The sequence below is a fragment of the Eikenella corrodens genome (genome assembly GCF_900187105.1).
GTDB lineage: Bacteria > Pseudomonadota > Gammaproteobacteria > Burkholderiales > Neisseriaceae > Eikenella > Eikenella corrodens.
The window spans coordinates 659,232-678,029 of sequence record NZ_LT906482.1 but is presented as its reverse complement, the minus strand read 5'-3'; the positions used below and the strand labels follow the sequence as shown (position 1 = coordinate 678,029).

Sequence of the window (18,798 nt, the reverse complement as noted above, 5' to 3'; positions counted from 1 at the left end):
TAAGTGAGGCTACCTGAAATTATTTATGCCACCTGTGTTTGATGCTCGCTTCCCGCACGCTCGCGGATTGTGCCCAGGCGATACACGGTTTCGCCTTGTTCGGTGAGGAAGGACTGCGCTGCCTCAGCCTGCTCGGCAGGCACGATAACGGCCATACCGATACCGCAGTTGAAGGTGCGGTACATTTCCTGTTGTTCCACGTTGCCGGCCTGTTGCAGCCATTGGAACAGTTTGGGCAGCGGCCAGGATTGGGCATCGATTTGCGCCACACAGTTTTCGGGCAGTACGCGCGGGATATTTTCGGTGAGGCCACCACCGGTAATGTGTGCCATGCCTTTGATTTCAAATTTTTCCAGCGCCGCCAAAATCGGTTTCACATACAGGCGGGTGGGCGCGATAACGGCTTGGCGCAGGGTTTTGCCGCCATCGAATTCGGCATCCAAATCGGGATTGCTGCGCTCGATGATTTTGCGGATGAGGGAGTAGCCGTTGGAGTGCGCGCCGTTGGAGGCGAGGCCGAGCACCACGTCGCCGGGCCGGATGCTGCGGCCGTTGATGACTTTGCTTTTTTCCACCACGCCCACGGCGAAGCCGGCCAAATCGTATTCGCCTTCGGGATACATGCCGGGCATTTCGGCCGTTTCGCCGCCAATCAGGGCGCAGCCGGATTGTTCGCAGCCCTCGGCGATGCCTTTAATCACATCGGTGGCGCGCGCCACATCGAGCTTGCCGCAGGCGAAATAGTCGAGGAAAAACAGCGGCTCTGCGCCTTGCACGAGGATGTCGTTCACGCTCATGGCCACCAGGTCGATGCCCACGGTGTGGTGAATATCCCATTCAAACGCTAGTTTCAGCTTGGTGCCTACGCCGTCGGTGCCGCTTACCAGCACGGGGTTTTGATACTTTTTGCTGATTTCCACCAGCGCGCCGAAGCCGCCCAAGCCGCCCAACACTTCGGGGCGCATGGTGCGCTTGGCAAAGGGTTTGATGTTTTCGATCAGTTGGTCGCCCGCATCGATATCGACACCGGCATCACGGTAGCTGAGGGATTGGGTCATGGCACTCTTTCGGGAAAAAATTTAAAACAGGAAAACGCTATTTTACCTGATTTTAAGCAGCAGCTAAGGATTGAATTGGGCAGCCTAATTCAGCAGGTTGTCGAGCGCACGCTCAATGGTGGGGAAGGTAAACTCAAACCCTTGCTGCAACAAGGCTTTCGGCGGGGCAAATTGGCCGTCTAACACCAAATCGGCTTGCTCGCCCAGCATCAGGCGCAACATCTGCTCGGGAACGGAAAACAACAGCGGGCGGTGCAGCCGTTGGGCGGCGGCGCGGGCAAAGTCGAGTTGGGTGGTGCGCTTGGGGGCAGTAAGGTTGTAGGCCTGAAAGCCGCTGTGTGTTTGCGTGGACAGGAAACGGATGGTGGCCACGGCATCATCCATATGCACCCACGGCAGGGGCTGCTCGCCGCTGCCGAGCCGGCCCGCGCAGTAGCGCACCGGTTTGAGCAGCTGCGGCAAAATGCCGCCATCCCTGCCCAACACCACGCCAAAGCGGCATACGGCCACCGGCACGCCGCTCTCCTGCTGTACGCACTGTATCGCCGCTTCCCATTGCTGGCAAAGCTGCGAAGGGAAAACATTTTGTGGCGGCGCGTTTTCCGCACACGGCGGCCAGCCCTCCGCGCTGCCGTTGCCATAATAGCCCACGGCGGAAGCCTGAATGATGAGGCGCGGCGGCTGCGGGTGGCGGCGCAGCCAGTCGGCCACCGCTTGCACCGGCTGCAAGCGGCTTTGCAACAGCTCCTGCTTGCGCTGCGCCGTCCAGCGGCCTTCGCCCACCGACGCCCCGGCCAGGTTGATCAGCAAATCAGGGCGGATGCTGTCGTAGAGGTGGTGCAGCGCGGCGATGTATTCAAAACGCTTATCTACCTCCCGAGCGCGGGCCGGATGGCGGCTAACGATAATCACACGATGCCCTTCGGCCTGGTATGCTGCAGCCAGATGGCGGCCGATAAAGCCGCTGCCGCCGATAATCACGATGGTTTGACGGCTCATGCGTACCTCCGGCCGGCAAAAGAAAAGGCTACCTGAAACATGATTTCTCTTTCATGCGTAAATTTTCAGGTAGCCTGCCATGTTCCGGGCGGGTGTGCAAGTTTATTGGCGTGAGGAATTGGAATGGAGAGAATGAAGCAGTGGGTTATTCTCTTTATGCGGAGCTGGGCTTCAAAATGGAACGCTGAAAAAAGGCTACCTGAAAATCTTCAGGTAGCCTTTTTATATTCCATACGCTGCTTACAGGCCGTGTACTTTAAAGCGGCCTTCAACCGGGGCGAACTGCTTGTCTGCGGCGGGCGCGGCGATGCCGCCGAATACGAGCTGGGCGCGCAGGGTCCAGCTGGCGGGGATTTGCCATTGTTCGGCCACGGCTTGGTCGATAACGGGATTGTAGTGTTGCAGGTTGGCGCCGATGCCGGCGGCGGCGAAGGTGATCCATACGGCGTATTGGTGCATGGCGTCGGCGTGTTCGGCCCATACGGGGAAGTTGGCGGCGTAGGCGGGGAATTGCTCTTGCAGGCCGCGCACGACGGATTGGTCTTCAAAGAAGAGCACGGTGCCGGCTGCGGCGGCGAAGCCGGCCAGTTTTTGGGCGGTGGGCTCGAATTTGTCGGCGGGCACGATTTGGCGCAGGGCGACTTCGGTGAGCTGCCAGAGTTTTTCGTGTTCGGCGCCGAACAGCACCACGACGCGGGTGGATTGGGAGTTGAAGGAAGAGGGGGTGTGCAGCACGGCGTGTTCTACGATGGCGGCCACTTCTTCGGCGGGCAGGGGCAGGTTTTTGTTGAGCGCGTACACGGAACGGCGGGTGCGGGCGGCCTCTTGCAGGATTTGATGGCTCATGATTTTTCCTGGTGTGATGATAATGTAATGTGCGGCAGTATAAGGGTTTTGCGGCGCGGGGTGGTAGCGCTTTGCGGCAAGATGGTGTTTCTTGCTGGGAAAAGATGGGGGGTGATTTTGCGGGGGATGATTTTCAGGTAGCCTGTATGGAAGGGGCTACCTGAAAGTGGGGCTGGGTTTGCATGGTTTTAATCGCCGTGGTTTTGATCGTCTTTGGCGATGGTGGTTTTTTGATTTGTTTGCTCTTGGGTACGCAGTTTCCATGCTGTATAGCGGATGGAGCGGATGACTACCCAGCCCCAGATGACGAATAGTGGGGGTGCCCAGTTGTATCTTATCCAGTCGGAAAAAGGGGTTCTTGGGGTTTGGTAGATAGCCATTATGCCCAAACATGAGGCAATTAAGGAAAAGATGTCTTTGATGCCATAAGGCATATATTTGGTTTTGGTGTCTTCTTCCGGGAATAACGTTGCCGAAAAAAAGTATTTGATTAAAAGATAGAGTGATAAAACAAATGCAACGGGAGGGCCAATCATAAACACCCAAAATATCATGATACGCATGAGGTCATCAGGATGTGTAGCAAAGGCAAGGGGTGCAGCCCAGATAAGTAGAAAATTAGCGGCGGCAGCAGCAAAAGAGATGATGGTTGTGGCAACGATTGCTAGGCCATACCCAAAAGACTGAAGGGCAGAATAAGAACCGGATTGCTTCATTTTTCGCTCCACAAAATTTAAAGGCTACCTGAAAACCAAAGCAAGGTTTTCAGGTAGCCTTTATCTTACTGCGCCCTTACAGAATCTGCCACACGAAGAAAATCAAAGTGTGCAGGATAAACAGCGGCACGAGGATGCCGAACGACCAGGCCATGTAGCCGAAGAAGCCGGGCATGGGCACTTTGCGTTGTTCGGCGATGGCTTTTACCATGAAGTTGGGGGCGTTGCCGATGTAGCTGAGCGCGCCCATGAACACGGAGCCCATGGATACGGCCAGCAGGGTGTGGAACAGGTGGCCGTTCATCAGGGTGTGCGCGTCGCCGCCGGCCATGTTGAAGAACACGAGGTAGGTGGGGGCGTTGTCCAAAAAGGCGGAGAGCATGCCGGTCATCCAGAAATACATGGTGTTGATCGGGTTGCCGGAAGCATCGTGCACAAGGGAAATCAGCGGGGCAAACGCACCGTGTTCGCCGGCTTGCAGCATGGCCAATACGGGGGCGATGGTGATGAAGATGCCGAGGAAGAGTTTGCCCACTTCGGCAATCGGGCCCCAGTTGAATTCGTTTCCGGCACGCACCTGTTTGGGGGTGATGGCGAGGGAGGTAACGGCCAGTGCCACCAAAATCAGGTCGCGGGCGAGGTTTTGCAGGGCGTAGTGGGTGCCGAAAATTTCCAGGCCGGGGTGCGCGGGCTTCCAAATGCCGGACATCATCACGGCTGCCACCACGCCGCCCAGGAGCAGGAAGTTCCATTTGCCCATGAGCTTGATTTTTTCGGGCGGGCTGTCGGGGCTCGGGTCTTTGGCAAGGATTTCATCGGCTTGGGCGAAGTATTTGCTGTCGAGGATGTAGAACACGGTGAGCAGCACGGCAGCGCTAATCAGCACGGGCGGCAGCATGTGTTGCACCGTCCACAGGAAATCCACGCCTTTGAGGAAGCCGAGGAAGAGTGGCGGATCGCCCAGCGGGGTGAGGCCGCCGCCGATATTGGCCACGAGGAAGATGAAGAAAATCACCACATGCACACGGTGCTTGCGGTTGTCGTTGGCTTTGAGGATGGGGCGGATCATCAGCATGGCGGCGCCGGTGGTGCCCATCACGGAGGCCAGGAGCGTGCCGATGGCGAGCAGCGCGGTGTTCATGCGCGGGCTGCCGTGCAGATTGCCCCATACGAGGATGCCGCCGGAGATGGTGTAGAGCGCCCACAGCAGCAAAATGAAGGGGATGTATTCGGCCACCAGGGCGTGCACCAGCACATGCAGGCTGGTGGAGAAGCCATACACTAGGGTGAAGGGGATGAGGAAGGCCAGCGTCCAGCCGGCGGTAATTTTGCCGAAATGGTGGTGCCAAATATGGGCGAAAAACAGCGGGCCGGTGGCGATGGAGAGCAGAATCAGCACGAAGGGGATGCCCCAGGGCAGGCTCAGTTCGGCGCCGTTGAGCTCGCCGGCCAGCGCGGGAAGCGGCAGGGCGAGCAGCGGCAGGAAGAGGGCGGTTCGGATACGCATCGGGTTTCCTTTTGACGGGTGGTCTCAAACAAAATACTTCAGCCGGACGGCTTATCCGGCTGCTTTGCCGTGCCGATTGTAAATGAAAGCGGGCGGTGTGTCAGTATGTGTTATCCGATGATGCGGCAGGCTACCTGAAAACGGTGGGGAGTTCGGCTGCGCCGGCAGAGGCGGCACAGTGCGGCACATTTGTGGCAAATGTTCTATGGGCCGCTTTTCGGGTTTGCAGAAGGCAGGGGCTACCTGAAAAATATTGCTTGGGCGGGGCAAATATAGTGAATTAAATCTAAACCAGTACAGCGTTGGCTCGCCTTGCCGTACTATTTGTACTGTCTGCGGCTCGCCGCCTTGTCCTGATTTTTGTTAATCCACTATAGATTTTCAGGTAGCCTGCCGCACAACGGGGCTACCTGAAACCCACCCGCCCGCTGTGCTACAATCCCGCCCTTGAATCGAACTGCCGCAAACCCGCCATGACCAAGAAAAAACCGAAAACCTTTGAAGAAGCCGTGAGCCGGCTGGAAGCCATCAACCAAGCCATGCAGGCCAGCGATATGCCGCTGGAAGACGCGCTGGCCGCCTATCAGGAAGGCAGCGAACTGGTGCGTTTCTGCCAAGCGCGGCTGGCCGAAGTGGAGCAGAAGCTGCAAGTGCTGGATTCCGGCGTGGAACGCGAGCTGGTGTTGGAACAAGATGAATAAACCCGATAATTGGCAACAACGCGCCCGCGCCCAAGCCGAACTCGTGCTGGAGCGCGTGCTGCCCGCAGAAAACAGCCTGCCGCAGCGGCTGCACCAAGCCATGCGCTATGCTGTGCTCGGCGGCGGCAAACGGCTGCGCCCGCTGTTGGTGCTGGCTGCCGCCGAATTGGGGCAATCTGAAGCCGCCGCTGCCGAAGCCGCCCTGGCCGCCGTGGAGCTGGTGCACGTTTATTCCTTGGTGCACGACGACATGCCCGCCATGGACAACGACAGCCTGCGCCGCGGCAAACCCACCTGCCACGTCCAATACGACGAAGCCACCGCCCTTCTGGTGGGAGACGCGCTGCAAACCCTTGCTTTTGATGTGCTCAGCCGCCCCAACGGCCTGCCTGCGCCTCGGCAGCTGCAAATGGTGCACACCCTCGCCCGCGCTTCCGGCAGCCTCGGCATGGCCGGCGGGCAGGCCATCGATTTGCAATCCGTGGGGCAGCGCATCGGCCAGGCCGAGCTGGAAACCATGCACCGCCTGAAAACCGGCGCCCTCATCCGCGCCGCCGTGGCCCTGGGTGCGCTAAGCTGCCCCGATTTGGACGATGCTGCCCTGGCGCGGCTCGACGACTACGCCGCCAAACTCGGCCTTGCCTTCCAAGTAATCGATGACGTGCTCGATTGCGAAGCCGACACCGCCACCTTGGGCAAAACCGCCGGTAAAGACCAAGAAGCCGACAAGCCCACCTATGTCAAACTCATGGGACTGAACGCCGCCCGCGACTATGCTGAACGGCTCGTGGCCGAAGCGCAGCAAGCCTTGTCCGGCTTCGACGCCCGCGCCGACCGTCTGCGCCAACTGGCCGCCTTTGTTACCGAACGGCGAAACTAAGGGGTTACCGGCCGAAAAAGAGAAAGGCTACCTGAAAACCTGCTAAAAGGATTTTCAGGTAGCCTTTAATTTGGCACCAAGCCATAGGCCGGATACTGGTATCCGACAAAACGTTATGTTGGAAATATCGGATTCGAGAGTCCGACCTACGGCTTTCGAAACAGCACGGGCTAACTGCCATGCCGATTGCTCAAGCCACTACGTATCGATCTACGTTGTGCATTGTTGATCGACTATAAAAAGGCTACCTGAAACTTTAGCTTCGCAGAAACTTCGCTGCGCTGCGTTTTCAGGTGGCCTTCCGTTATGCTTCAACGTTACCGGTGTAAAGCTTCGGGTTTACCAGTAATTCATCACTTTCCACCAAACGCCGCCGATGATCACGAAGACGGCGAGGTTGACTACGCTCATGATGAAGCCTGCTTTCCACTATTCGCCCAAGGTGGTGTAGCCGGAACCGAAAATCACGGGCGAAGTGCCGGTGGCGTAGTGGGTGAGGGTCATCATGATGCTGGAAGAAGAAGCCAGCAGCAGGGCGTAGAGCATGGGGGGCGCGCCCAGAGCCAGGCCGGCGGCATAGAAGGCGCTGAGCATGGCGGTGATGTGGGCGGTGGTGCTGGCGAAGATGTAGTGGGCATACATGTAGGCCAGAAGCAGCAGGGTTACCGCGCCAACCCAGCCCATGCCCATGCCGCCGATGCCGCTTTCCAAGAGTTTGGAGAGCCAGGCAATCAGGCCGAGCTTGTTGAGGAAGGTGGCCATCATCACCAGGGCGGAGAACCAGGTAACGGTGTCCCACGCGCCTTTTTCAGTCAGGACATCCTGCCAGGTAAGCACGCCGCTGAGCAGCAGCAGGGAGAGGCCGAGGAAGGCGGTGGTGGTGGGGTTGACGGCGTAGGCTTTGCCGAAAATCATGGCCGGAATGCCTGCCCACAGCAGCAGCAGGATGGCAAAAATGCCCAACATGATTTTTTCGCCGCGGTTCATCGGGCCCAGTTCTTGCAGCTTGTCTTTGGCAAACTGAGAAGCGTTCGGGGTTTCCTTGATTTCGGGCGGGAAGAAGAAATACAGCACCAGCGGCATTAGGAACATGGCCGCTACACCGGGCACAAACATGGCAATGGCCCAAGTGGCCCAGCTCAGATGGATATCGGAGTTGGTGGCTTTGGCAATCAGATCCACGATCAAAGGGTTGGGCGCAGTGGCGGTGATGAACATGGCCGAAGTAATCGGGTTGCTGTGGTAGTTTACCAAGGCCAAGTATTTACCGATGCGGCTTTGCGTACCTTTTTCCGGGTCGGAATCGAAGCTGCCGGCAATGGATTTCATAATCGGGTGGATGATGCCGCCGCCGCGCGCAGTATTACTGGGCGTTACCGGAGCGAGAATCAGCTCGGAAATGGCCAGGCTGTAGCCGATGCCCAGCGTTTTCTTGCCGAACAAGGAGATAAAGTAGTAGCCGATACGCGCGCCCAGCCCGGTTTTCAAGATGCCGCGCGAAATCATGATGGAAATACCGATGAGCCAAATCAGCGGGTCGCCGAAGGAGCTCAGCGCATCTTTAATGGCCACGGTAGCCGGATTTTTGATCGGGTTGCCTTCGGGATCAAGTTCGGGCACGGTTACTTTGGTAATGGCCACCAGCATAATGGCGAGAATCGACAGTGCGCCGATGGGCATGGCTTTGCCGATAATGGCGGCAATCACGCCCACAAACAGCGCCAACAGATGCCAGGCATTGGGGGTAACGCCCTGCGGCACGGGAATGACAAACCAAATCAACAGCGTCAGCGCAACGGCCACCGCCATTGGTATGGGCTTAAACCCGAGTTTGTTGTCCATTTCCTACTCCTTAATTCAAGTTGATGAAAGTACTGCAACCAATGAATTGTCTAGCGCATTTTAGCAGTTTTTTACGTAAATAGAAGGAATTTACTTTGCTAAAATTTATTGTGGATACAATGAATTGTTGAAATGAAACGAATGCGGAGGCATCGAGGCGGCGCAAAATGGCAAAGGCTACCTGAAAACCGGCGGGGATTTTCAGGTAGCCTTGATTCGGGGTTGGCTGTTATAGCTGTTCTTTTTTCACGGCAGCCAGGGCGCGAGCGAGGTTGTAGGCCAATACGTCGTCCACCAGGCGGGGCACTTCGTCTAAGAAGGCCTGCTGCATATTCTGCACCATCAGCGCGGTTTGCCGCTGCAACGCGGTTTTCACCATGCCGGATACGGCATCGGCCAGATGCGGGCGCAGTTTTTCGGCCAAGCGTTCGAGCAGGACTTGCTCGCTTAAGCAGAGGATTTTGTGTTGCAGATTGCTGGGCAGTGTGTAGGCGTTGAGCAGCACCACTTTCTCGGCAGCGGCGGCCAGCGCAGCGGTGCCGGGCTCGGCTTGGGCATCGTATTCGGGCTGTGCGGCCGCCTCGGCGGCGGCTTCGATTTGTTCGGCTATGTTTTGATCGGGCGTTACCGTGGGCTGTGCGCCGCCCAGCCATACGGTGGCCTGCTCGAGAACGGGCTCGTCGCGGCCGACGCGCAGGGAGTTTTGGGCGGCCAGCCAGTCTTCTTGAAACAGGATTTGCGGATTATTCAGCTCGGCTTCGGAGCTGGCGGTTTGCAGGTTGTGCTGTTGCTGCCAATGTTGGAGATAGGCTTGATAGGCCTGTTTTTGTTCGTCCAGATTCAAGCGGCGGTGGCGACTGCCGCTGAGCGCACTGGGGCGCGTGCCGGTGCTGGCGGGCTGTGCGGCAGGTTCGGCCACGGGCGTGGGGGTGTGAAGTGGTGCGGTGCGGGGTTCGGCAGTAGGCGCGGCGGCCGGGGCTGGCGTTGGGTTGGCCTCGGCCACCAAGGTGTCGTATAGGAAGGCGGCCGAAGGATGGCGGTTGGATTGGGCGGCAGGCGGTTGTTGTGCCTGTTTGGCCAGGTGGCGGCGTTTTTGTTGCAGGCGTTCCAGGCCTTTTTCCCAATCTTCGGTGTCTGATGCGGTGGATTGCGGGGCAGAAGTGTCGTCGTTGAGGGTGAAAACCAGATTATCTTGCGCTTGGGTCATGGTGGTTTTTCCGAGGAGAGGTTTGCTTGGTATAGTGAATTAACAAAAACCAGTATAGCGTTGCCTCGCCTTGCCGTACTATCTGTACTGTCTGCGGCTCGTCGCCTTGTCCTGATTTTTGTTAATCCACTATATTGACTGTTTCAGGTAGCCTTTCATTGCTCGCCGTGAGGCTACCTGAAAACGTAACGGACGATATTATTTCATAAAATATGCCTCTGTGGGTGGCGGCTGTCCAAGCGCCGGGCTTGAGCTTATAATCCGCCCCGTTGCCCGGCAGCGTGGCCTAGGGGCGGAAAGGAAGAAGGTTATGGAAGAAATCAATCAGAGAATCAGCTATTTGGAAGAAAGCTGCGAGGCTTTGCGCGTGCAAAACCTGGTGTTGGGTAGCGCGCTGAAAAGCTTGCTGCGCAGCCTGCCGCCGGATATGGCGCAAGATGTACTGGAGGCAGTGCGCGCGGGGTTTGATGATGAATTAGCGCGGCTGGAATATTCCGACAGCGCACAAAGCGAGCTGTTCCACGATGCAACTTATACCTTTTTTGGCGAGAAGAATTACTGACTAAATCATTAAATTTCGTTTGCTAAAACACAGGAGAAAACCATGCACACACTTTGCAAACTGCCCTTTTTCGGCGTGGCGGAGGTGAGCGGCGCTGATGCCGCCGAATTTCTGCACAGCCAGCTTTCCAACCACATTTTAGATTTGCAGCCGGGTGAGGCTTGTTTCGCCACCTACAATTCGCCGCGCGGTCGGGTGCTGGCGAATATGCTGGTGTTGCGCCGTGCCGATCGTTTCTTGCTGGTGATGGCGGCGGATTTGCTGGAAGCCACGATAAAGCGGCTGCGGATGTTTGTGCTGCGCAGCAAAACGGTGTTCCACACCGACAGTGCCTGGCAGGTGTACGGCCAAAGCGGTGCGGATACGGGCGTGGATGCCGCCGCGCTCAAATTTGCCGCCGAAGAAGGCGATAACGGGCTGATTATGCTGGTTTTGGCCGGTGGCAACCGCATGGTGCTCAGCCCGGCGCCACTGCCCGATGCCGACTATCCTGCCGCTGCCGAAGCCTGGCAGGCCGCCGAAATTCTGCAGGGGCGGCCGTGGATTTCGCAGCCCACCATGGAAAGCAGTGTGGCGCAAATGCTGAATCAGCACCTGCTCGGCGGCGTGCATTTCAAAAAAGGCTGCTATCCGGGGCAGGAAATCATCGCCCGCGCGCAGTATCGCGGCCAAGTGCGGCGCGGCATGGCGGTGTGCCGCAGCGCCATGCCTGTAGCCGTTGGCAGCAAGGTGGAGGCCGATGGCGAGGAAGTGGGCATTGTGATTAACAGTGCGGCGTACGATGGGGCTGTTGTGCTGCTGGCGGTTATCAAGCACGGCGCGGCAGGCAAGGCCTTGCAGGCCGGTGGGCAGGCTTTGCAAACGCTGAAGTTGTTGTTTGAAACGGAAGCGGATGAATGAGATAGCCGCCTGCCGGATTAAAGCGTAATAAGAAACAGGCTACCTGAAAAAGTTTCAGGTAGCCTGTTGTGTTGCTGCTTGGCTGAATTGCACAGCAAAAGCGTTTTGGCCAGATCGATTAGGGAGTGGTTTTCCGTGTGCCGAAAGCGCCGGTGTACTCACCTTGTTTGTAGTAGGTGCCGCCCATTTCGTCGGCATGGCCGCCATAGAAGTGGCCGCTGAATTTCGCGCCAGAGTTGGCCGTGCCGCTAAAGCTGTTGCCGTTAATGATGCCGTTGTCCAATACAACGGCTGTGTTATTGGGAGTAAGCGTGCCGCTGATGGTGCGGTTGCCGAAATTAACATTAAAGTTGGCCGCGCCGGTTGCAATCTGGGCATTGGTTTGGTTGGACACTGGGGCGTGAACGGCATAACCGGAATAGTTAAATGTACCGCTGGTAGGCATGTCGTTGGCTGAGGTTACGATGCCTTGTGAAAACATATAGCCCTGGGCATTGGTTCCTTCGCGGACATAGCCATAGCTGGATTGAGTCATCACTTGCCCTACGCGAGCGGTGTTTCGTGCTTGCATGTTGAGCAGACCGCCGGCAGACATGTTGGGAGGGATGATATTCAGTTCTTGACCATCTACCTTCAGCACGCCAAAGTTTTGCTGGGTGAAGGACAGAGCCTGCTCGCTGATGCGCTGATAGCCGTTAGACGACAGGGTGATGGCCTTGCCGGTACGCTGATTAGCGGGAGGGGGAGGAGGATTGCCGCCGCCCGGATTGGGATCGTTGGGATTGATCGGACTGTTGGGGTTGGGGCCGTTGCGACCGTTGTCGATCGGGCTGCCGCCGCCACCGCTGCCGCAAGCAGCCAAGCCAAGGGCGGTGATGGCGATGGCCAGTAGGGTTTGTGCTTTCATTCTTATTCCTTGTGTTGAGAAGGTTCTCGGCCTGCTGACCGGGTATCGCATGCAGCGATGGTTGGCTGACATGGCTTGGAGAACGTGAGATAACAAAGGGCGCGATTCTAGCATAAATATGGGGTTGGCCTAATTCAGTTGGCTTGTGTGCTCATCAGGCGGAGGGCTTTCAGGTAGCCTTGTTGGCTGGTGACGAGGCCGATGAATTCGCCGTTGGCGGCGTAGATGCGCAGGGGGGTGTTTTCTGGTAGTTCCGGCGGGGCGGCAGGGGTTTGGCCGAAGCGTAGGGCGCGGATGGTTGGTTCGCTGGCAGTGTGCTGCGGCAGATGTTGCACCAATGCATCACAGGGCAGCAGCAAGGCATCGCGCTGTTCTTCTGTGAGCGCAGTCAGGCTTTCGATGCTGTGGCTGTGTTCGATTTGGAAGCCGGCGGTGGCGGTGCGGCGCAGGGCGGTGAGATGGGCCAGGGTATGGGCGCTTTTGGCAATGTCTTCGGCGAGGGTGCGGATGTAGGTGCCTTTGCTGCATTGCACGCTGATTTGGGCTTCGGGGAATTGGAAGCGGAGGATTTGGATGTCGTGGATATGGATGTTGCGGGGCTGGCGTTGGATATCGATGCCTTGGCGGGCGTATTGGTAGAGGGGTTTGCCTTGGTGCTTGAGGGCGGAATACATGGGGGGCAGCTGCTGCTGCGCGCCGAGGTGCTGCTGGCAGGCTACCTGAAACTCGGCTTGGCTGATTTCGGTGTGGCTGGTGGCGATGATGTTGCCTTCGGCATCGCCGGTATCGGTGGCTTGGCCGAGGCTGAGGGTGGCGATGTAGGCTTTGTCGGCATCGAGCAGATATTGGGCGAATTTGGTGGCTTGTCCGAAGCAGACGGGGAGCAGGCCGGTGGCCAGCGGATCGAGCACGCCGGTGTGGCCGGCTTTTTCGGCACGGTAGAGGTGGCGGGCTTGTTGGAGGGCACTGTTGCTGGAGAGGCCGGTGGCTTTGTCGAGCAGGAGGACGCCGTCGAGGGGGCGTTTTTGAGGTTTCATGGTGTGGATTATTGATTGATGGCTTTAAAGTTTATTTTTTTCAGGTAGCCTTTCCGCGAAGGAAGGCTACCTGAAAATATTGTGCGGTCTATTCAGCGAGCAGTTGGTCGGCAAGGCGGTACACTTCGGCGAAGTCGGGCTCGCCCACATAGGTTTTGGCGATGCGGCCGTTTTTGTCCACCAGAAAGGAGGTGGGGGCGGCGATGACTTGATAGGCCTGCTGGGTTCGGCCTTGTGCGTCGTGGAGCACGGTGAAGGGCAGGTGGTGGGTTTGGGCGTAGGTTTGCACCACGGGCAGGGGGTCGCTCGGCACGGGAATGGAAACGGCGATGATTTGGAAGTTTTTGCCTTGGTAGTCTTGGTGCATCCGGATGAGTTTGGGCATTTCGGTTACGCAGCCGGGGCAGGAGGGAAACCAGAAGTTGATGAGGGTAACTTTGCCTTGCAGGGCGGTTTGATCCACGTTTTGACCTTGCAGGTTTGGCAGGGCGAAGGCGGGGGCGCTTTGGCGTTTGGGGGCGAACAGGATGTAGCCGGCGGCGGCGAGCACGGCCAGCAGGAGGAAGGCGCCGAGGTATTTTTTCATGAGGCGGGTTCTGCGGGGTTGGATGGGATATGGGCGGCAATGGCTTGCTGCAGTTCGGCGGGGAAGCGGATGGCGCGGCCGGTGGTTTGGTCGATGAGCATGAAGCTGACGCGGGCTTCGGCGAGGATGCGCGGGCTGCCGGTTTTGCGGATGGTTTGACTGATCACGGCTTGGCGCGCGTCAGCCTTGGCAAAGGCGGTTTCGATATCGAGTCGGTCGCCGAGGAGGGCGGCGCGGCGGTAGTGGATGTCGATGTGGACGATGGCCATGCCGTAGCGGCTGTTGCGGAAGAATTCGGCCAGCCCGTTGTGGTCGAAATAATCCCAGCGGGCTTCTTCGAGGAATTCGAGATAGCGGGCGTTGTTGACGTGGCGGTACACGTCGAGGTGGTAGCCGCGCACGGTGAGGTGGGTGTGGTGTGGCATGGTGGGGATGGAAATGGCCGGCGTATGGGCTGCCGGCCGTTGGTTTTACAGGGGCTGGAAGGGTTCGCGTTCCACTTCGCGGGCGGATAAATCGCAGAGGATGGGGGAGAGCTGGATGTCGAACCATTCGGCAAAGATGTCGGGGTGCAAATCTGGCCATTGGCTTTCGTCTTCGCACCAGTCGGCCAGTTCGGCGGCGAAGATGGTGTCGATTTGGGATTTGATTTCTGCCCACACTTCTTCGCCGTCATCGCAGGGGTTGGTGAGGTAGGCGTTGGCGTTGTTTTGCAAATCTTCGAGGGTCAGGTCGTCGAGCTCGGCGCCGGGCAGGGCGGTGAGCCAGTTCCAAAACGGCTGTAGCGGCACCAGCCGGAATACGCTGCGGTTGATTTCGTACATGATGCGCTCCTTTGTTGAGGCGGTGGGGAAAAAGGTTTCAGGTAGCCTTTGTTTTTCAGGTAGCCTTTGCTGCTTGTGGAAAGGCTACCTGAAAATCTGAAGGGTGGCAATTTTAGCGGCTAATGATTTCTTCGTGGATGGTATTGGGAGCCGGGCGGCCACTGTTTGTGTTGTCTGCTGGAGTATTGGAAGCTGGGGTGACCAAGTTTGCTGCGGGCTCGGTAGACGGTTGCGCGGTGATGGCTGGTTCAGCGGGGGGTTGTTCGGTGGCGGCTACGGCTTCGCTGCCGGTGTTGCCGCTATCTTCTTCAAAACTGGGCACGTAGTCGTCTTCACTGCCGGGCAGGGTGGTGCCGGTTTGTTTGGCACGGGCGGCCATGTAGGCATCGCGGATGAAGGTGTAGCGGTCGAGCGCAACTTGGTTCACGCCGTCGGTGAGGTCGAGCAGGTTGGCGCGGGTATCCAGGGTTTTCACGCCGGTGGCGGCCCAATAACCGGCGCCGTTGCCGAAGGCAAGTTTTTCAGGGGAGTAAACGCTGGTGATGGTGTTGCCCAGTGCATCGCGCACGGTGCTGGGGCCGAGCAGGGGATAGACGAAGTAGTTGCTGTTTTTCCAGCCCCAGCTGGCGAAGGTGTCGCCGAGGGTGTTTTTGTTGTTGGGCATTTGGGCTTCGCTGGCGATGTCGATGAGGCCGCCGAAGCCAAAGGTGGTATTGATGCCGACGCGCACGAGGTCGGTGCTGGCTTTGGAAATATTGAGCCGCAATAAGTTGCTGCCCACGCTTACGATGTCGCGCAGGTTGTTGAAAAAATTGCCGATGCCGCTGCGCACGGGGCGAGGGGTAACGGTGCGGTAGCCGCGTGCCACGGGGGAAAGGAAGTGGCGGTCGATGCGGTCGTTTACGCCGAACATGAAGCGGTTGTAGCCTTCATAGGGGTCGTAGGCGACGCCTTCGGCCAAGGCATTGCCGGACAGGCCGATGGTGAGCAGGGTAAGGGTGAGCAGTTTTTTCATGATGTTATCCAGCCGCCTACTTCATACAGTTCGGCCAAAGCGGCCACGCCGGCGGGCAGGCCGCGGAATACCCAAGCGGCTTCGGGGCGGCTGCGTTTGGCGGTGGCCATGAGGGAAATGCAGACGGAATCGGCTTGGCTGACGCCGGAGAAATCGATTGCGGGGACAGGACTGTTTTTCAGGTAGCCCAGCTGTTTGCAATAGGCGTGAAACAGCGGGGCGGTTACCGTGGCAACGGTTACTTCCCCACTGAGGTACACGGTTTCATCGCGGCATTCGCTGTGCATGGATTCAGCTGCCGTTTTTGCTGCGCAGCTCTTGAATCAGGCCGTCGATGCCTTTTTGCGCGATGGTGTTGTTGAATTGGCTGCGGTATACGGTTACCAGGCTGGCGCCTTCTACGGCCACGTTATAAACGCGGTATTTGCCGCCGCTTTGGTACATGGTGTAATCCATGGTTACCGGTTTGCCGCCGGAGGGGGTGATGTCGGCGGTAACGATAATGCTGTTGCCGCGCTGAACGGCGTTTTCGCGGATAACCACGTTGGCGTTGCGGTATTGCAGCATGGTGCCGGAGTAGGTGCGGATGAGCAGGGTTTTAAATTGCTCGGTCAGCGCGGTTTTCTGCGCCGGGGTGGCGTTGCGCCAGTTGGCGCCCACAGCCAACTCGGTCATACGGGTAAAGTCGAAATAGGGAATGGCATAGTTTTCGGCCTGACGGCGAACTTGCACATCGTTGTTGTTTTTGGCGTTTTGCAAGATATTCAGCACTTGGGTGCTGTTCTGCTTGAGTTGCGCCACGGCCTGCTGCGGCGTAGCGAAGGCCAGACCGATGCTCATGATGCCGATGCTCAGGGCGGCTGTGAGTGCGGATTTTTTCATTGATGTTTTCCTTTCTCAGTGAAAAATGAAAATATTGTAGTGTGTTTATTGTGTTGAGCCGTTTTTTTCTACGGTGTTGGTCATAAATTTGCCGATTAACTGCTCCAGCACCAAAGCGGAACTAGTGATTTCAATGGTGTCGCCGTTTTTCAGCTCGGTTTCCTCCGCGCCCTGCTGCAGGCCGATATATTGCTCGCCCAACAGGCCGGAAGTGAGAATTTCGGCGGAAACGTCGGTGCTGAAACGGTATTGGCTGTCGATATTTAGGCTCACATTGGCTCGGTAGGTTTTCGGGTCGAGCTGGATGGAGGATACCCTACCCACCACCACGCCGGAAGCTTTTACCGGGGCTTTTACTTTCAAGCCGCCGATGTCGGTAAAGCTGGCGGAAACGGTGTAGGACGATTGCCGGGAAACCGTTTGCCCGCCGGCTACGCGTAGTGATAAAAATACCACAGCGGCAATGCCCAAGGCCACAAAAACGCCAACCCAAAGTTCTAAAGTACTTCTTTTCATAATCCGGTTATCCGATAAACATGATGGCAGTTAAAACAAAATCCAAGGCCAAAACCGTGAGCGCGCTGCTCACCACGGTGCGGGTGCTGGCCCGCAGGATGCCTTCCGGCGTGCTGCGGCAGTGGAAGCCTTGATACACGGCAATCAGAGAAATAGCCACGCCGAACACCACCGATTTAATCAGCCCGTTCACCACATCGTAGCCTACATCGATATTCGCCTGCATCTGCGACCAGAAAATGCCGCCGTCCAAGCCCAGATAGCGCACGCCGATAAGATAGGCGCCGTAAATGCCGGCCACATTGCAGATAGAAGCTAACAGCGGCATGGAAATCACGCCTGCCCAAAAACGCGGCACCACCACGCGGGCAACGGGATCGACCGCCATTACCTTCATCGCCTCCAGCTGCTCGGTGGTTTTCATCAGGCCGATTTCGCTGGTCATCGCGCCGCCCGCACTGCTAGCAAACAAGATGCCGGCCAACACCGGCCCCAATTCGCGCAACAGCGATGCGGCCACCATATAGCCCAAAATATCGGCCGATTTGAATTTGGCCAGCTGCGTGTAGCCCTGCAAACCCAATACCATGCCCACAAACAGCCCGGACACGGCAATGATGACAATGGATAGCACACCGGTGAAATATATTTGGCGGATACCCAGCTGCAGGCGTGGCAGCAGCGTGCCGGAGCGAGCCAGCACGGCAAACAGGAATAGGGTGGTTTTGCCTAGCTCCTGCAGAAAATCCAGCGTTTTCGCGCCTAGGGTTCGGAAAAAATTCATAATTTAGCTATTGAGCAAAACTTGTTGTATGCCGCGTTCGGCCGGATAGCGGAAGGCGACCGGGCCGTTGGGCAGGCCGTTGATAAACTGGGTAATCCACGGCGAATCGAGGCTGCGCATTTCTTCAGGGCTGCCTGAAAATAGGATTTCGCCGTGGGCAAGGAAAATCACTTGGTCGGCAATTTGCAGCGAGCGTGGCACATCGTGTGTAACCATCATGCTGGTGGAGCGCAGGGCACGGTTGATTTTGCTGATTAAGTCGGCAATTACGCCCAGCGAAATCGGGTCGAGGCCGGTGAATGGCTCGTCATACAGCATCAGCGCGGGGTCAAGGGCGATGGTACGCGCCAAGGCAACGCGGCGGGACATGCCGCCGGATAGCTCGTCCGGCATCAGGTTTTCCGTGCCGTGTAGGCCGACGGCACTGAGTTTCAGGCGCACTAAATCGCGGATGATTTCTTTGGGCAAGTCGGTTTGCTCGCGCAGCGGGAAAGCCACGTTTTCATATACGGATAAATCGGTAAACAGTGCGCCGAATTGGAACAGTACGCCCATATTGCGCCGATGTTGGTACAACTCTTTTGCGTTAAATGCGGCAAGGTCACGGCCGTTAATCAGCACGCGGCCGGAAGTGGGTGCAATTTGGCCAGTAATCAGGCGCAGCAGGGTAGTCTTACCACTGCCGGAACCACCCATCACGGCGGCAAACGTGCCTTGGGCTACCTGAAAACTAACGTTGTTCAGGATGGGGCGTTCGCCATAGGCAAAGGCGACGTTTTGCATTTCGATGAAGGGTGTGGCCATAGGCAGCAGGGGGTTAGGTTTACATACAAGGGTGTCGATTATAGGGAAAAAGCGCACTGGGTTCAATGATTTTGCCAATGGTGAGGCTGAGTGCTGGCTGGAAGTGTTGTAGATTCTTTCAGGTAGCCTTTGTGTGTGAGGAAGTGTTTTTATATCATGTAGATAGATTAAAAGGAAGGCTACCTGAAAGTTTTAAGACTGCTGAATGAGTGGTGGATTCTCAGG

General features: G+C 57.4%; 21 protein-coding genes and 2 pseudogenes. 4 read left to right on the top strand and 19 right to left on the bottom strand.

Annotated features, from left to right (window positions below):
• Positions 1-23 precede the first annotated feature (23 nt).
• The 6 genes and pseudogenes from purM to CKV94_RS11340 form a co-directional block, all read right to left on the bottom strand.
• On the bottom strand, positions 24-1,058 hold the full coding sequence (purM, locus tag CKV94_RS03435; RefSeq protein WP_003823456.1) for a phosphoribosylformylglycinamidine cyclo-ligase: 1,035 nt from the start codon (positions 1,056-1,058) through the stop codon (positions 24-26).
• 84 nt (positions 1,059-1,142) lie between these two features.
• A complete protein-coding gene (locus tag CKV94_RS03430) occupies positions 1,143-2,057 on the bottom strand; it encodes a TIGR01777 family oxidoreductase (protein WP_003823455.1) in 915 nt (304 codons plus the stop codon).
• A gap of 240 nt (positions 2,058-2,297) precedes the next feature.
• A complete protein-coding gene (locus CKV94_RS03425) occupies positions 2,298-2,903 on the bottom strand; it encodes a nitroreductase family protein (protein ID WP_003823453.1) in 606 nt (201 codons plus the stop codon).
• Between the two features lie 188 nt (positions 2,904-3,091).
• A complete protein-coding gene (locus tag CKV94_RS03420; protein ID WP_003823452.1) occupies positions 3,092-3,619 on the bottom strand; it encodes a hypothetical protein in 528 nt (175 codons plus the stop codon).
• A 76-nt stretch (positions 3,620-3,695) separates the two neighbouring features.
• Positions 3,696-5,126 (bottom strand): sodium:proton antiporter, encoded by a 1,431-nt coding sequence (locus CKV94_RS03415; protein WP_003823450.1) that lies wholly within the window; start codon positions 5,124-5,126, stop codon positions 3,696-3,698.
• Between the two features lie 255 nt (positions 5,127-5,381).
• Positions 5,382-5,494: pseudogene (locus CKV94_RS11340) on the bottom strand (IS5/IS1182 family transposase); the annotation flags it as partial.
• 105 nt (positions 5,495-5,599) lie between these two features.
• Between CKV94_RS11340 and CKV94_RS03405 the strand changes: the two are divergent.
• Together CKV94_RS03405 and CKV94_RS03400 are read left to right on the top strand one after the other, a co-directional pair.
• Positions 5,600-5,827, top strand: coding sequence for an exodeoxyribonuclease VII small subunit (locus CKV94_RS03405; protein WP_003823446.1), 228 nt, complete (start codon positions 5,600-5,602; stop codon positions 5,825-5,827).
• Positions 5,820-6,707 carry a polyprenyl synthetase family protein gene (locus tag CKV94_RS03400; protein ID WP_003823445.1) on the top strand — a complete coding sequence of 296 codons (888 nt, stop codon included), beginning with the start codon at positions 5,820-5,822 and terminating at the stop codon, positions 6,705-6,707. The genes CKV94_RS03405 and CKV94_RS03400 overlap by 8 nt, the downstream gene beginning before the upstream one ends.
• A gap of 339 nt (positions 6,708-7,046) precedes the next feature.
• On the opposite strand, the pseudogene CKV94_RS03395 reads toward CKV94_RS03400, so the two are convergent.
• Positions 7,047-8,549 (bottom strand): annotated as a pseudogene (locus tag CKV94_RS03395) (DASS family sodium-coupled anion symporter).
• 229 nt (positions 8,550-8,778) lie between these two features.
• Positions 8,779-9,756: a hypothetical protein gene (locus tag CKV94_RS03390; protein WP_003823443.1), complete on the bottom strand. Its 978-nt coding sequence runs from the start codon at positions 9,754-9,756 to the stop codon at positions 8,779-8,781.
• Positions 9,757-10,066: 310 nt separating this feature from the next.
• On the opposite strand from CKV94_RS03390, the gene CKV94_RS03385 reads away from it, so the two are divergent.
• On the top strand, positions 10,067-10,318 hold the full coding sequence (locus CKV94_RS03385; RefSeq protein ID WP_035580518.1) for an NGO1151 family protein: 252 nt from the start codon (positions 10,067-10,069) through the stop codon (positions 10,316-10,318).
• 42 nt (positions 10,319-10,360) lie between these two features.
• Positions 10,361-11,218 carry a CAF17-like 4Fe-4S cluster assembly/insertion protein YgfZ gene (ygfZ, locus tag CKV94_RS03380; protein WP_003823441.1) on the top strand — a complete coding sequence of 286 codons (858 nt, stop codon included), beginning with the start codon at positions 10,361-10,363 and terminating at the stop codon, positions 11,216-11,218.
• 118 nt (positions 11,219-11,336) lie between these two features.
• On the opposite strand, the gene CKV94_RS11455 is transcribed toward ygfZ, so the two are convergent.
• The 11 genes from CKV94_RS11455 to CKV94_RS03325 form a co-directional block, all read right to left on the bottom strand.
• On the bottom strand, positions 11,337-12,125 hold the full coding sequence (locus CKV94_RS11455; protein WP_003823440.1) for a Slam-dependent surface lipoprotein: 789 nt from the start codon (positions 12,123-12,125) through the stop codon (positions 11,337-11,339).
• A 134-nt stretch (positions 12,126-12,259) separates the two neighbouring features.
• Positions 12,260-13,162, bottom strand: coding sequence for a tRNA pseudouridine(55) synthase TruB (gene truB, locus CKV94_RS03370; RefSeq protein ID WP_003823439.1), 903 nt, complete (start codon positions 13,160-13,162; stop codon positions 12,260-12,262).
• An 88-nt stretch (positions 13,163-13,250) separates the two neighbouring features.
• The gene (locus tag CKV94_RS03365; RefSeq protein WP_003823436.1) at positions 13,251-13,748 is read right to left on the bottom strand and encodes a peroxiredoxin family protein; all 498 of its coding nucleotides are present in this window, start codon (positions 13,746-13,748) and stop codon (positions 13,251-13,253) included.
• Entirely contained in the window at positions 13,745-14,173 is a 429-nt protein-coding gene (locus tag CKV94_RS03360) for an acyl-CoA thioesterase (protein ID WP_003823434.1), read from the bottom strand. The genes CKV94_RS03365 and CKV94_RS03360 overlap by 4 nt, the downstream gene beginning before the upstream one ends.
• 45 nt (positions 14,174-14,218) lie before the next feature.
• Positions 14,219-14,572, bottom strand: a complete 354-nt coding sequence (locus CKV94_RS03355; protein WP_003823433.1) for a hypothetical protein — start codon at positions 14,570-14,572, stop codon at positions 14,219-14,221.
• Between the two features lie 112 nt (positions 14,573-14,684).
• Complete coding sequence (locus tag CKV94_RS03350) at positions 14,685-15,587, bottom strand: MlaA family lipoprotein (protein ID WP_003823431.1); 903 nt, start codon at positions 15,585-15,587, stop codon at positions 14,685-14,687.
• The gene (locus tag CKV94_RS03345) at positions 15,584-15,874 is read right to left on the bottom strand and encodes an STAS domain-containing protein (RefSeq protein WP_003823430.1); all 291 of its coding nucleotides are present in this window, start codon (positions 15,872-15,874) and stop codon (positions 15,584-15,586) included. Before CKV94_RS03345 ends, CKV94_RS03350 begins: the two co-directional genes overlap by 4 nt.
• Positions 15,875-15,878: 4 nt before the next feature.
• Positions 15,879-16,469 (bottom strand): MlaC/ttg2D family ABC transporter substrate-binding protein, encoded by a 591-nt coding sequence (locus tag CKV94_RS03340; RefSeq protein ID WP_003823429.1) that lies wholly within the window; start codon positions 16,467-16,469, stop codon positions 15,879-15,881.
• Positions 16,470-16,514: 45 nt separating this feature from the next.
• Positions 16,515-16,985 carry an outer membrane lipid asymmetry maintenance protein MlaD gene (gene mlaD / locus CKV94_RS03335; protein WP_003823428.1) on the bottom strand — a complete coding sequence of 157 codons (471 nt, stop codon included), beginning with the start codon at positions 16,983-16,985 and terminating at the stop codon, positions 16,515-16,517.
• Between the two features lie 7 nt (positions 16,986-16,992).
• Entirely contained in the window at positions 16,993-17,769 is a 777-nt protein-coding gene (gene mlaE / locus CKV94_RS03330) for a lipid asymmetry maintenance ABC transporter permease subunit MlaE (RefSeq protein ID WP_003823427.1), read from the bottom strand.
• Positions 17,770-17,772: 3 nt separating this feature from the next.
• The gene (locus CKV94_RS03325; protein ID WP_003823426.1) at positions 17,773-18,573 is read right to left on the bottom strand and encodes an ABC transporter ATP-binding protein; all 801 of its coding nucleotides are present in this window, start codon (positions 18,571-18,573) and stop codon (positions 17,773-17,775) included.
• Positions 18,574-18,798: the final 225 nt, after the last annotated feature.